General features: G+C 66.4%; 13 protein-coding genes. 2 read left to right on the top strand and 11 right to left on the bottom strand.

Features of this window, described 5'->3' with window-relative positions; genetic code table 11:
* Positions 1 to 217: 217 nt before the first annotated feature.
* The 9 genes from DLJ59_RS37985 to DLJ59_RS31615 form a co-directional block, all read right to left on the bottom strand.
* A complete protein-coding gene (locus DLJ59_RS37985) occupies positions 218 to 487 on the bottom strand; it encodes a hypothetical protein (RefSeq protein WP_425271476.1) in 270 nt (89 codons plus the stop codon).
* A gap of 408 nt (positions 488 to 895) precedes the next feature.
* Positions 896 to 2,122 (bottom strand): ABC transporter permease, encoded by a 1,227-nt coding sequence (locus tag DLJ59_RS31650; protein ID WP_124777545.1) that lies wholly within the window; start codon positions 2,120 to 2,122, stop codon positions 896 to 898.
* Between the two features lie 11 nt (positions 2,123 to 2,133).
* The gene (locus DLJ59_RS31645; protein WP_124777543.1) at positions 2,134 to 2,859 is read right to left on the bottom strand and encodes an ABC transporter ATP-binding protein; all 726 of its coding nucleotides are present in this window, start codon (positions 2,857 to 2,859) and stop codon (positions 2,134 to 2,136) included.
* Position 2,860: 1 nt separating this feature from the next.
* A complete protein-coding gene (locus DLJ59_RS31640; RefSeq protein ID WP_158630932.1) occupies positions 2,861 to 4,156 on the bottom strand; it encodes a peptidoglycan-binding protein in 1,296 nt (431 codons plus the stop codon).
* 143 nt (positions 4,157 to 4,299) lie between these two features.
* Entirely contained in the window at positions 4,300 to 5,202 is a 903-nt protein-coding gene (locus tag DLJ59_RS31635; RefSeq protein WP_124777539.1) for a hypothetical protein, read from the bottom strand.
* Between the two features lie 917 nt (positions 5,203 to 6,119).
* Entirely contained in the window at positions 6,120 to 6,599 is a 480-nt protein-coding gene (locus DLJ59_RS31630; protein ID WP_124777537.1) for a hypothetical protein, read from the bottom strand.
* Positions 6,600 to 6,636: 37 nt separating this feature from the next.
* Positions 6,637 to 7,203, bottom strand: coding sequence for a kinase (locus DLJ59_RS31625; RefSeq protein WP_124777535.1), 567 nt, complete (start codon positions 7,201 to 7,203; stop codon positions 6,637 to 6,639).
* Positions 7,204 to 7,214: 11 nt separating this feature from the next.
* A complete protein-coding gene (locus tag DLJ59_RS31620) occupies positions 7,215 to 9,197 on the bottom strand; it encodes an ABC transporter ATP-binding protein (protein ID WP_124777533.1) in 1,983 nt (660 codons plus the stop codon).
* A 150-nt stretch (positions 9,198 to 9,347) separates the two neighbouring features.
* A complete protein-coding gene (locus tag DLJ59_RS31615; RefSeq protein ID WP_341869664.1) occupies positions 9,348 to 9,830 on the bottom strand; it encodes an NUDIX domain-containing protein in 483 nt (160 codons plus the stop codon).
* A gap of 277 nt (positions 9,831 to 10,107) precedes the next feature.
* On the opposite strand from DLJ59_RS31615, the gene DLJ59_RS31610 reads away from it, so the two are divergent.
* On the top strand, positions 10,108 to 10,917 hold the full coding sequence (locus DLJ59_RS31610) for a helix-turn-helix domain-containing protein (protein ID WP_124777531.1): 810 nt from the start codon (positions 10,108 to 10,110) through the stop codon (positions 10,915 to 10,917).
* A 190-nt stretch (positions 10,918 to 11,107) separates the two neighbouring features.
* On the top strand, positions 11,108 to 11,587 hold the full coding sequence (locus tag DLJ59_RS31605; protein ID WP_124777529.1) for a hypothetical protein: 480 nt from the start codon (positions 11,108 to 11,110) through the stop codon (positions 11,585 to 11,587).
* A 60-nt stretch (positions 11,588 to 11,647) separates the two neighbouring features.
* On the opposite strand, the gene DLJ59_RS31600 is transcribed toward DLJ59_RS31605, so the two are convergent.
* Entirely contained in the window at positions 11,648 to 12,697 is a 1,050-nt protein-coding gene (locus DLJ59_RS31600) for a GlsB/YeaQ/YmgE family stress response membrane protein (RefSeq protein WP_124777527.1), read from the bottom strand.
* Entirely contained in the window at positions 12,694 to 13,113 is a 420-nt protein-coding gene (locus DLJ59_RS31595) for a PadR family transcriptional regulator (RefSeq protein WP_124777525.1), read from the bottom strand. The genes DLJ59_RS31600 and DLJ59_RS31595 overlap by 4 nt, the downstream gene beginning before the upstream one ends.
* Positions 13,114 to 13,137 lie beyond the last annotated feature (24 nt).

The raw sequence follows: 13,137 nt of genomic DNA, 5'->3' as shown, positions 1-13,137 counted from the left end.
CGACTTCCCGGTCTCCCGCACGATCCGGACCGCGCCCGCGCGGAATTCCGGATCGAACCGGCGTCTCGTCTCAGCCATGAACCTCTATCCCTCAAGTTCCGGCCTCCACGTTACGAGGGGAAGGGCACCGTGACGGCGGCAGGCGGGTTCTCGCGCTACCGAAACGACGCGTTAGGCGGCGACGTCCACTGGCGGCGGGGTAACGGGGGCGGGCTGTTCAGGGTTGTCTCCCACGGCAGGAATTGCGGCGCTGGTGAGGGTGAGGGCGGCTGTTGCGGTGAGGGCGGTGCGGGGGCCGGTGGCGGCGGCGAGGATGCCGGCGGCGGCGATGAAAATGGGTTGGGTGAGTTTGCTGGTGATGGACCAGGCGGTCAGAGCGCCTCGTGGCGCACTGGTTGCCTTTGACGGTCAGGATCCAGTGGGCGCCGCGTTGCGCGAGGTAGGTGATGTGCTCGCGTTGGCAGTGCAGGGCGTCGGCGGGGATCACGGTGTCGCGTAGGTCGCTGATCTGGTCGAGCAGCGGTGCGAACCTCGCAAGTCAGTCACGTCACGACTTTGCCGGGGCCCTGGCTGCCTGCCGCCCGGGTTCCGCTGGCGGGTGTTGCGGCGAGCGCGAGCCGAACATGGGGAAGCCGCCCACGAGCAACGGTGGGCGACAATGACTTTCCGAGGCTGGTTGACTGCCTGCCGCATATGCACTGTCAGGTTCTCCTAGCGGCGAACTCGGAGCCTGTGCGACAGCCCACGCCATGGGAGAACGTCGTATGCATCCTGTTCTGGTCTGCAGGGCTCTCACCTGATGGATCACACCACAACCATGGCCGCCGATGCTATCCCCATCACCTACTGGGCCAAAGGTGTTTCCGTAGATCCACTCGACGTTTATACCATCAGCTCATAAAGCGTCTGCGGGCTCGATGTGAGCTGCGCGCACAGCTGGATAAACGCCAGCGAGCAGCCCGATGACGGAGCCGAGCAGTGGCGCAGGAAGCACGACAACAGGCTCCATAATAGGTGTCCAGTCTTGTGTGGCAGCGACCGCGACAACACAGCCGACACCGATGCCAACACCGGTTAGTCCGCCGACGGTTCCAAGCGCGGTACTTTCGGCGAGGAACTGTGCGGCCACATGGCGGCGACGAGCACCGAGTGCGCGGCGAAGTCCGATCTCCGGCACCCGTTCGAGGACGGCCACGACCATCGTGTTAGCGATGCTGGCCGCACCGATTATCAAACATATAGTTGCCAGGAGGAGAAACAGGATCGACAGGTCAGCGGTGACTTGTTCGCGCAGCATCCGTGGGTTCGGTGGGGCAGTTACCTTAAAGCTGTTGGGCAAGTCGGGCCGTAGCGCGACGGCGGCCTGCTCGGCGACCAGCTGGCCTGCTCCTAACCGTGTTTCGATGACCATCTGGGGCGGCTGAGAGCTGTCGTAGGCCGAGCCCAATAGCTTCTCGACCGTACCGCGGGGAACGAGGACGGCTGAGAGCAATTCCGGCCGGCGGGCGACGTCGTTTACGATACCGATGACCGTCAGCGGAATGCCATTGACGAATATAACCGGTGACGCTTCGACCCGAGTAACGCCGAGCCGTGAGGCGGCGGCGACGCCGAGCACGGCTACCTGTGTGGCTTGGCTGTTGTGGAAGTCGTCGTAGGTGCGGCCGAGAGATATTGTCGCGCGTACCGCGCCGAACACCCCGGGACTTGCCGCCATAACCGGTACATAGTCCTCGCCACGGCTGCCCGGTAGTGACAGGGCAACTACGGAGGTGATGGTGTCGTCGGGCACGGGCCAAAATACGCCAGCGTCGACAACCCCGTTAAGCGCCCGCAGCCGACTATCCGCGTCCGCAGGGAAGACCGAAGCCTCTCTCGCCCCGTCCGAGCCCGGAGATTCTTCGACGGTGACCTCGGTTGCCACCAAAGCTGTGAATCGCTCGCTGATCTGTCCGCTGGCGGTACTAGTAAGACCTAGGACCGCCACGAACGCGCCCACGCCCAACACCACGCCAATAGCAGTGAGAGCTGTGCGGGCGGGCCGCTGGAGAATTCCAGTGACTGCCTCGGCGCACAGGTCACGGGGCGACAGCCGTGAGGGGCTCAGCCCCAATGGTCGCATGCGGCGAAGTCTCATCCCACCCGCCCTTGTGATGCAGCGGTCCGTTTTGATTCCGCCCCCGCTCCAGACTCTTGCAATTTGCCGTCGCGGATAGACACTGTTCGGTGGGCCCTTGCCGCCACGGTCATATCGTGGGTAATCATGACCACGGCGAGTCCGTCGCTGCGAACCTCATCGATGAGGTCGAGCACACTGTTGGTCGTGTCGCTGTCAAGGTTTCCAGTCGGTTCATCACACAGCAGAAGGCGGGGGCACATTGCCAGAGCTCGCGCGATGGCTACCCGCTGACGTTCTCCTCCCGACAGTCGGGTGGGCGGAGCGGCTGCTCGATGCGTGAGCCCGACTCGTTCCAACGCACGGTCGGCCATCTCTCGCCGCAACCCGGCACGTGTCGCTTGATATAGCTGCGCTAGCATAACGTTCTCACGTGCGGTTCGATGAGGGAGTAGGTGAAAGGACTGGAACACGAAGCCGATATAGCGACCGCGAAGAGCCGCCCGCTCGTGATCACGCAGTTGCGAGGTGTCGAGGCCATCCAATAATAGTCGGCCTGAAGTAGGTCGGCGCAACAGCCCAAGCAGGCTGAGCAGTGTGGATTTACCGGAGCCCGATGGGCCGACGATTGCAAGATAGTCGCCAGGGTAGATGGTGAGGTTGGTGGAGCGCAGCGCGTGAACCGGTGGAGGTCCGGGGTATGTCACCGCCACTCCCGACAATTCAGCGAGGGCACCAGGCATGTCAACGCCCTCCGTCGGCCGGCACGTTTCCTGCACCGACCACGACGCGGTCTCCGGAGTCAAGCTCGCCGGCGTCAGTTGTAATCGCGACGTACCCGTCGCCAGACATTTCGACGCTCACACGCAATCGATGCTCGACGCCAGTCTCAAGGTACTTGACGACATGAACATCGCCGTTCGGGCTTGCGAACAACGCCGAGATCGGCACGGCCAACGCTTGTTCACCGCTACTGTCGGCCTCGACCGTCAGTCGTACCCCTTGACCAACGAGTGCGCCATCCAGCTCAGCTCGCGGTGTCACCACTACAGGGTGGCCCGGTGCGCCGCCGCTTTCACCCTGGCGCAGTTCTCCTACTGATGTGATGGTTCCTTGAACGGGATTCTTCCCTGGAAGAGTGATCTCGACTCGCATCTTTGGTTTGAGTAGTTCACGCTGGCCGGGGCTCACCAATGCTGTCACCACTGGTGGGCCGCTAGCCAGGGTCACCGCCGGCGGCGTGACCTGGGCGCCTGTGACAGCCTTGAGCTCGTGCAGTCTGGCTGGGAAGTCCGGCAGGAACACGATCTCTGACAGCGGTACCATCGGTCCGCTGCGCAGCTCCAGGTCTTTTAGCTGTTTGGTCGCCTCCGTGAGATCCTCCTTTGCGCGATCCAGATCCCGGCTGGCTTGAATTCGAGGGTCCGGCACGCCTGGCTCTTCGGGGGGCGCAGCACTAACAGCGGCGCGCGCGTCCTCGGCCCGACGTTTGGCTTGCTTGACGGCAGCCTCGGCAGCCTCGACCGCTGCTTCGTCTCCCGTCGTCGGTACTGCGTATCCCAGATCGGAGTAGTAGGCGTCTACCGCTTGCTCGGTGGCCAGCCCGAAGACGCCGTTCGCCTTGCCTGGCGAATGACCAAGCGCTGTCAGGGCGCGCTGCAGTTGGGCGACATCGATACCTTCGGCTCCTGGACGCAGATCCCTATATGCCGGCGCCTTGCCCGGCAACGCCACCAACGGCCGGCCTGCCACCTCTAGGAGCACCTCGCCTGCCTGAACCTCGTCACCCTGCTGTTTTCGCACCGCCGTCACAACGGGGGCGATCCCCTCACCGCGTGGCGACGGGGTCGCCTCAAACAGCTGCAAGGACGTGATTTCTCCTCGCAAGACGACGGTCTGCTTCACAACTCGCCGTTCGACGGCGGCGGTCAACACCGACGGAGACGGCGGTGCTGCCTGCGCCGCCAACTGTTGGGGAGACTTCACCCATAACGGCGACGCAAGACCGAACGCCGCCACCGCAACGGACAACGCGATCACTACGGCGAGGGTCCCACGTCTCCGGGACAGACCTGTTCGCGTGGGGCCGTCTGCTGGTTCGATGCCCTCGTCAGGGACAGCTGACAGGGCCCCGCAGTCGGGTTCTGCGTGACGGGATCGGGAAGGCAGCCACCGCACGTCCGCTACCTGCCTGCAACGATGTCGTTGGCCTTGTTGAGGGTAGCGGCTCGCAGGTCAGTCATTTCACGCAGAGCTTCAGCGTTCTCCTCGACGAGAAGCTGCTGATTTGCCACATCGGCAGCAACCCAGGCCCGTAGAAGTCCGGTCGACTTCTTGCAGTTGATGTCATGGAGTGCCATGTCGAGCTCCGCCGGTGACATTTCCAGTCGACCCCCAACACTCTTTGGATCCGGACGGTCGCTGAATGGGTCCTTAGGGTCAGAAAAGTCCCACCCTCCCTGCTTCATGCACTTCGCCCAATCCTTGATGAGCGGCTTGACCGCGTCGTGCTGTCGAGCACGGTTGACGGCTTCACGCTGCAAGACTTCCACGTCGGCTCCCACGTTGGGCCGGCCACCCAAAGCGCGCAACGCCTCGCCTTGACAACCACCCTCTGGGATTTCCAGGCCGTTGAAGGTCTTTTGCTCTCCGCCCAGGACAGGCGCCCATTCCGGCGGAACTGCATCGGCGAAGGGCTCGCCTCCGGTTATCATGGGGGGTGAGCTATAGCCATAACTTCTGGTCGCTTGTTCATCCCAGAGCCCATACCAGTCCCACACCGGAAACGCTCGCCCGTTCGGCGGTTCCGGAATCGGGAGGTCTAATCCGAAGCGCTGAAAGCATTTTTGCTCGACGGCACCTATGGCCTGGTTGATTAAGCGCACGTCCTCGTTACCTAGCGAAAACGTATCCAGCGGGTAGTCGATTCTTTTGGGGTCCACGGAAGTAGGATCCATCGCCATCACTACTGGGTCCAGTCCCGCCCGACTGTGTTCGCCGTCGCCACCGCCGTCGTCACCAGAGGTGCATCCGGTCAATACAGCCGCTGCTAGTACGGCTGCGGCAGCCCGCATCGCAAAGGTCACCTTCTACGCTCCCAGACTTAGTATGGCCCCGAATCGCCGGGTTGTGGCATCGTACGCCACAACCCGGCGAAGGGGCATCAGCGCCACTCAAGACTATCCGCCGGCGTTCTCGGCGTGATCGTAGGCGCCTTCAGAGGGCCTAACAGTTATTCTTCATCGTGTCCGCGCTGCTGGAGGTTCCGGCAGCTACGTACTCGTCGCCCGTAAAACCGACCATGTCGAACTTGTATTGATACAAGCCGAAGTAGCTATCCCAGTTGTAGTTTCGGATCCATGCACCCTCGTACTGCAGATGGGTCCAGGACCGTGCGTTGTCCCACAACCAGCTGGGGTAGGACTGATAGGTGTTTCCGAAGCACCGATACTCGCGCCACTTGGTCCCAGTAAACTCTTCGCCATTGAAGTAGCAGTACCAGCCGGTCGGGAGGCCGGACCAGCATCCAGGCGGGGGGTCAGCGGCAAGCGCCGGACTACCCGAAATCCCCACTGATGCGATTAGGCCGGCTGCCATGGCCGTCGCCACGGCAGCCCTCCGAACAATTCCAACCTTCCTCGGTTTGACCCTCATTCTTTCTCCTTACTGGGCCGATATGAGCCCATGGTTGGGCAGTCCCGAACAGGCTATCAACCTGATGAGATGGCCGTGGTTAAATGGATCGCGCGATTGCCATTGATGCTAGCCGTACTTCTAAGCTTCGATTGCCCCTAGCTGTCTTCCATACTTACGCGGGCCGTAACTGTCTTCAATATTGAATCGCTACAGAGTTGGACACATGAGACAACTTACTTGCCAAATATGAGCACAGTGTAGTGATCACGATCGGGTAACGATGCGGCGCTGAAGTGGGCTGCATTCGGTTGGCGGCCCTCGACCTTTGGACGTAGGGCAAGAAGCTCTCCGACCCCCTCCGCAGGGTTTAGGAAAGGTGGCGATATAACTGTTGCGGGCGTTTTGGGGAGACGCTCCTGATCATGGCGATATGAGAGGGTGTCCAGGACCAGCTGTGCGGTGGCGGGCTGACGTCGCGCGTGAGGTGGCGTTGGTCGTCCAGACGCTGCCCAGGTAGCTGAGTAAGAACGGTCAGGCGGGCATCGGCGTACAGCACTCGTGGCACGCGCACGGGGGGCGGCTGATCGGTGAACAGCTCGTACATGCGCAGCTCGTACATGCGCAGCTCGTACATGCGCAGCTCGTACATGCGCAGCTCGTGCTGACGCCAGCCGACCCAGTACGGATCGTCGGCGGTCAACAGCTTCACGATCACCGGTCGGCCGTCGCGGCGGCCGGTCGCGACGACGGCCTTGTCGGTGCGGTGCACAACCCGGCCGGTGCCCACCCGTGCGGCAGCGGCACGGGCGATCAGCGCCGCGAACACGTCATCCGGCCCGTCCGCCACGAGACCGGCACTGCCTGCGCTGCCGTCTGGGGTGAAGTCATGGGACGGCCGGGAGCAGGTCGTTGTCGCGGCCGGTCAACGGCAGGCCGGCGGTGGTGGCGATGCGCTTGACCGCTTGCTCCAGGGTGGTGGTCTCGGGCAGGACGAGCTCGTCGGGCCAGCCGAGTACGTCGCGCGGGGTGTACCAGCTGCGCAGGTTTTCCGGCGACACCTCCGCCGCCAAGGGACGCGTTTCGTGGCGTCGCAAGGTCTCGGGTAGCGACACGTTGAGGTAGACGAAGAGCGTTCGCCCGCGGTGCGCGTCGCGCAGTTCGGTGAGGATGCTCCGGTACCGGGCGGTGTGCATGATCCCTTCCAGGATCACGTGGTAGCCGTGGTGGAGGCAGAAACGAACGTTCTGCGCCATGAGTGCGGGTGCGAGGCCGCCGGGCTTGTCGCGTTCTCTGAGCAGGATCCGACGGATGTGGTCTTGGCCGACCATGGCGCAGCCGCGGCCGTGCCGGCGCCGCAACGCCGTGGCGATGGTGCTCTTACCGGCGCTGGAGTTGCCGCGGATGCTGATGAGGATCGTCTCGGAGTTGCCGGTGGGGGCCGCGTGGTCCATGACGGTTCTTCCTATCGCGAGGCGGGTAGGTGCTGTTGCGGGATGTGGCTGTCCTCGCTTGGGGTGGCGTCGTAGCCGGCGGCCTGGAGGGCGAACAGTTCGGCGTACCGGCCGCCGGTGGCGATGAGGTCGTCGTGGTTGCCGGCCTCGACGAGCCGGCCGTGGTGCAGGACGAAGATCCGGTCGGCGTGGCGGACGTTCGCGAGCCGGTGGGTGATCAGGATCGTGGTGGCCCGGCCTTTGCGGTCGCGGATGGCCTGGAACAGGGCGTCTTCGGCGCGGGGGTCGAGCGCGGAGGACGGCTCGTCCATGATGAGCAGTTCGGCGTCGCGCAGGAAGCCGCGGGCGGCGGTGATGCGTTGCCACTGCCCGCCGGAGAGGTCTTGGCCTCGGGCGAAGGTGCGGTCGAGCAGTGTCTCGTACCCGTGGGGCAGTTCGGTGATCATGTCGTGGGCGACCGCGCGGGCGGCGGCGGCTTCGATGAGGTCCTGCTGGGCGTCGGTGTCGACGTTGCCGATGGCGATGTTGGTGGCCGCGGTGAACGGCCACTTGTGGTATTCCTGCGTTACCACCGCGATCCGCGCTCGTAGCCCGTCGATGTCGCACTCCGGCATGGGCTGGCCGTTCCACTCGATGACGCCGTCGCTGGGGGTGCGGAGGGTGGCGATCATCGCGGCGAGGGTCGTCTTGCCCGAGCCGTTCTCCCCGACGAACGCGACGGTCTGCCCGGCAGTGATCGTCATGGTGACGTTGTCGACGGCGGGTGCGTCGCGGTCGGGGTAGCGCATGCTCACCCCGCTGACGGTCAGTTCCCGCAGCCGTTCGGGGCCCGTCGTGGCCAGCGGTCCGCTGCTGCCCGGCAGGTAGGCGGCGGCGCGGGTCATGAACCCGGTGTAGTCACGGAAGTGCTGACCCTCGGTGTAGACGCGATCGACCTGGAAGGTGACGATGGCGAGGGAGCGCTGCGCGGACTGCACGGCGATCACGCACGTCGCCGCGGCGGCGAGGGGGATCTGCCCGTCGATCAGCAGCAGGCCGAGCAGGACGTACACCGCGGCGGTGGCTACTCCTCCGATCATCGCCCCGACCGAGGTGGTGGTGGTGACCCGCCGCGCCAGGACGAGCTGGATGTCGGTCTCGACCTGCATGACCCGGTCATACTGGTCGAGCAGGAACCGGCGCAGCCCGTACGACCGCAACTCCGGCGCTGATGCCCGCTCGGCCATCAGCCGCTGCAGCAGCCACAGTCGGCGTCGGCGCACCGACCCGGCGGTGTAGGTCTGATACCGCAGGTGTCCCGCCCGCAGCGCGGCCCACCCGTTCGGCACCGTCGCCACCAACAACGCCACCAGCAGCAGTGGGTGGATCACCACGACGGCGACGGCCACCGCCAGTACGCCGGCCAGCCCGGCGAGGAGATTCATCGAGGACTGCACCAGGCCGATCGCGGACTCGGTGCCTCGGGAGGCGCGTTCCATGTCGTCGGCGAACGCGTCGGCGTCGAACGCCTCCAGCCGCACCTGCGTGGACACCTCGAACAGGCCCCGCTCCACCTCCCGGCTCACCTGCGGCGTCAACGCGTTCTGCGCGTACCCGGTGGCGATGCCCATTCCCGCACGCAGCGCGACCGCGACCGCCAGCACGGCCAGCGCGGGCAACGCCGCCCGGACCTTGTCCGCGGTCGGCCCGCCGGCGAACAACTCCACCAACACCCGCTGTGTGGCCAACAGGCCGAAGGCCGCCATCACCCCGGCGCCGACAGTCGCTACGGCGACCACGCCAGTGCGGAGCCGGTCGGCGCGCCAACTGACGCCCAGTGCGGTCCAGACGAGCCGGGGGAGTTCCGCGAAGACGGTGAACACGCCCGCCTCCGCGCGGGCCCGCACCCCCGTCTCCCACCATGTGGCCCGTAGCTCCGGCAAGACCGACTCCGGGCGCGCGGTGCCCGGCTGGCCCGCTGTACTGGGGCTCTGTGCGGTGGTCGTCTGAGTCATGGACAGACCTCCTCAAAGTGTGTAAATGGATGGAGGTGGGACGTGTGTGAGTCGGGCCGGTCGCCCGAAGGCGACCTCCCGCAGATCGGATTTTCAGCAGAGGGCTATGAGTCGAATCGTGGATGCGGCTGGCCCGTGTAGGGCCGGGGCTCAGGTGACGGGCAGCCCGTTCTCCAGGTATCTGGTGAACCCGTGGCCGCGTGCTTCCCGGGCCGCGGCGACGCGTCGGGCCAGCAGCGCCGGCAGGCGTTCATGGGCCGCCGGCTGGTCGCACCAGGACCAGCTGCGCAACTCTGTCGGCGGCAAGACGATCCGGTCCGTCTGCTCGGACGTGAGCGTGCCCGCGTCGAAGACGAACATGACGCCCTCGGTGCGGCCAGGCTGCGGTGGCACCCAGTCCATGACCAGCAGCCGGCCGGGCGTCAGGGTCAGCCCGAGTTCCTCACGGCACTCCCGGACCGCCGCCTGGTAGGGCGACTCGTCGGCCTCGACGCACCTACCGGGGATCTCCCACGAGGCCTTGTATGCCGGCTCGACAAGCAGCACTCGACCGTGGGGATCGGTCAGGAGCAGCCCTGCGGCCATCCGCTTGCGAGGTAGATCGGCGGTGAAGTCACGGCGTTCGGCGGGCATGAGTCGACCGTAGGACGCCAGCCGTCCGACACGCCCGCCGCGCCGTGCCACGACATTGTCGGCAGATTCCGCTGCCGACTCCGTCAAGACGGCGACATCGTCGGCCGCGCGTGACCTCTACCGGCGGCCGACGCAGCCGCTAGGCTGCCCGGCTGTCGACCAAGCTCCGTCCGACCCCCGGCAGCGCTCAGTAACCGACCCAGGAATTGTCGGAGGCGGCGGATACGGTCTGCCCGCACCGTGACCGCATCTCGGCACCGCCAGGGGGTGGCAAACCATGGCCGACGACGAGATCACGACGGCACGGCGCGCACTCGGCCGCCACCTCGCACAGCTGCGCAAGCAAGCCAACCTCACCCAGCAGGGCCTCGCCCGGCTCGTGCAGTACGGCCGCAGCTCCGTCGCCAACACCGAGACCGGCCGCCAACACCCCGAGCGCGAGTTCTGGGCACGCTGCGACACCGCCCTGCACACCAACGGCGCCCTCACCCAGGAATACGACCGCCTCACCAGGCGAGTCCAGCGGCACCAACCACAGCCACCGTCGGTCCCGTCGGCGAAGAACCCGCACCGGCCGACGCCCATCGCCAGCACCGATTCCAACGACAGCGGAGAAGGTGAATCGGCTCTCTGGGAAGACGAGAACAGCATCAACGCCCGCCGAGCCGCGCTGAAGTCCTGCAACGACGAAGACGCCCGACTCAGCTACCTCGAAGACGAGGTCCGACAGGCGATCGCCGACAACGAACGCCTTCCGCCAGCAGCCCGCCTGGCGCGCCTGCGGCCGTTGCGTACCTGTGTGGATGAGCTCATGGCCGGGCAGCAGCACCCACCACAACGCGCCCGGCTCTACACCGTCGCCGTCCACCTGTCCGGGCTGCTCGGCGCCCTCGCCCTGGACCTGGGCGCGACCCGTGTCGCGCACGCCTACGCCGCCGAAGCCTTCGACCTCGCCGAAGCCGCTCAGCAACCTGAGGTGCGGGCAACACTGATCGCACTACGCCGAAAACATCCCGCCTTATCGATGGACGGCCGGGCCACGGCTTACCTGCGCGATGATGCGTCGGGGGCCGGCGGTGCCGGGTAAGCACCGAGTCGGAGGAGGGCAGATAAACCCGGCCGTACGAGAGCTCGGAACTGTGGGAAGGTGGGCCATATGGGCTTCTTCGACCGGCAGGTAGCGGCATCGGACGTCGCGCCAGAACCGATCAGACAGCCCCGTCCCGCCTGGATGAAACCCGAGGCGGTGATCCCCGGGTGTCGTGGCGGAAAGCCACGTGCTGGTCCACACCGATCGCGTCGCGGTCGCGATCAGCGGCCTGCTCGCCTACCCCGCGGGTTTCGATTTCAGCGTGACCGCGGTGCTACGCACGCCGGACCGTCGGGTTGACCTGATGCACCACCACCGGATCGGGTACTGGGAAGGGCAGCCCGTGCCAGCTGATTTCCTCCGGGTGGGTGTGCAGTTCGCCGACGGGAGCACCGTCACCAACATGGATCGGCGCTCACTCACGCCGCTGGATGCTGAGCCCCCTGGCCGGTTGTTGTTTCCGGGCAACGCTGAGTCGGACGCCCGGCGGCATGTGGCACACTACTGGGTCTGGCCGCTGCCGCCGACCGGGCCCGTCACCATCGTCTGCGAGTGGCCGGCGTACGACACGCCGGAGTCGCGGCTGGAGGTCGACGGCCAGGTGATCCTCGACGCCGCCGCGCGGGCGGTCCGGCTCTGGCCCGACATCGACGAGACGACCGACTAACCAAGCTCGGACCCGACGGCACGCTTTGGTACCCGGGAGTGGCTGAGGTCTGGGGGAGGGTCACGCCTCTGCTGTCACCTCCGGCCGGTGTCCGCAGGTCGGGCAGGCTTCGTCGAGGACTCGTCGACGTACGGTCCGGTGTCGTGCGGCCTGACCGGCGAGCGCCGCGGCGAGCAGCGCTGCACCGGCGAGGAGGATCGATCCGGTTGTGGTGGCGAAGGCCGCTGGGGTGGGTCCGCCGCCGCTGGTACCCCAGATCGCCTGGCTGAGCTGGTCGGCACCGAACAGGCCGGCTGGGGTGGCGAGCAGCAGGGTCGCCCAGAGGCCGGTGTCGTCGGCGCGTAGGGCGCGGCCGAGGCCGACGAGCAGGACCAGTGTGAACATCAGCCCACCAGCCATCGCCAGCAGCTCTGGGGTCGAGCTGTACGAGGTGAACATGTTGCCGCCGTTCTCGGCTGCGCTGAATGCCACGGATGCGGCTGTTATGCAGCCGGCCGTGAGCAGCGGCAGGCTACGTGCGACCCAGCCGGGATGGGAGGGCAGCGCGAGGGTTGCCAGGCCGAGCGCGGCGGCGGGGAGTAGCACGAACAGCGGCGGCCCGGGTTGTCCGATGAGGGCGGCCACGGGCGGCACGGCGACAGTCAGCAGGAGACCGCCGGCCGCGGCGGTGCGGGTCCAGGATCCGGGCAGCGCCGTGGCGGTGAGGCCGACGAGAAGCCAGCCCAGCCAGATGACGGCGCCGAGGGTCTGGACCGGGCCGACCGGGTCCAGTCGGGCGAAGCGGGGGTCTTCGAACTCGACCTGCAGGAGTAGGAAGGTCGCGACCGCGATGAGGGTGTTGAGCGCGGCGGTCGCGGCCAGTGGGAAGGCGGCGGCCAGTCCGAGGGCGCCGTACCCGCGCAGTCGCTCTCGGAGTCCGGCGCCGAGCAGGTCGAGGGCGTCGTGTGGGGAGGGCCAGCGCCGCCCCGGCTCGATCGTGTCGAGGTACGTCCCGACGATCTCGTCGCCCCGGTCGGCCTGGTAGGCGCCCGGGTAGGCCCGCAGCAGCCGCCGGTAGCGGGACTCCAACGGCGAACCCGCCTGTTCCGGCGCAGGGTTGGGCTGGTTCATGCCGGGCCTCCGGTCGGTCGAAGGATGGGGCGGGCCGTCGCCCCGGGAAGGGTGAGGGGGCCAGGTGAAGTGCCACCGGCGGGGGTGCCGGCGGGCCGGGCCCGCAGTCGCTGGCTGGCGGCCTCGACGTTGCGGCGTAGCCGTTCGGTCTCGGCGGTGAGCACGGACCGGCCGGTTTCGGTGAGCCGGTAGTAGCGGCGCAGTCGTCCCTCGACGACCTCCTCGTGGTCCCGCTCCACCAGCCCCTCGTCAGTGAGGCGATCGAGTGCGCCGTAGAGGGTGCCGGGCCGCAACGCCAGCCGCCCACCGGAAAGGGCCGCGACGTCGCTGATGATGCCGTAGCCGTGCATGGATTCCCGCGCGAGCGCGGTGAGGATCAGGAAGGTGGGCTCTCGAAGTGGCGTGGGTGTGGCCATGCCCTCAATGTATCGGTGATGAAG

The organism is Micromonospora inaquosa, from assembly GCF_003857055.1.
In the GTDB taxonomy this organism is placed as follows: Bacteria; Actinomycetota; Actinomycetes; order Mycobacteriales; family Micromonosporaceae; genus Micromonospora; species Micromonospora inaquosa.
This window is presented reverse-complemented; position numbering and strand designations above follow the sequence as displayed.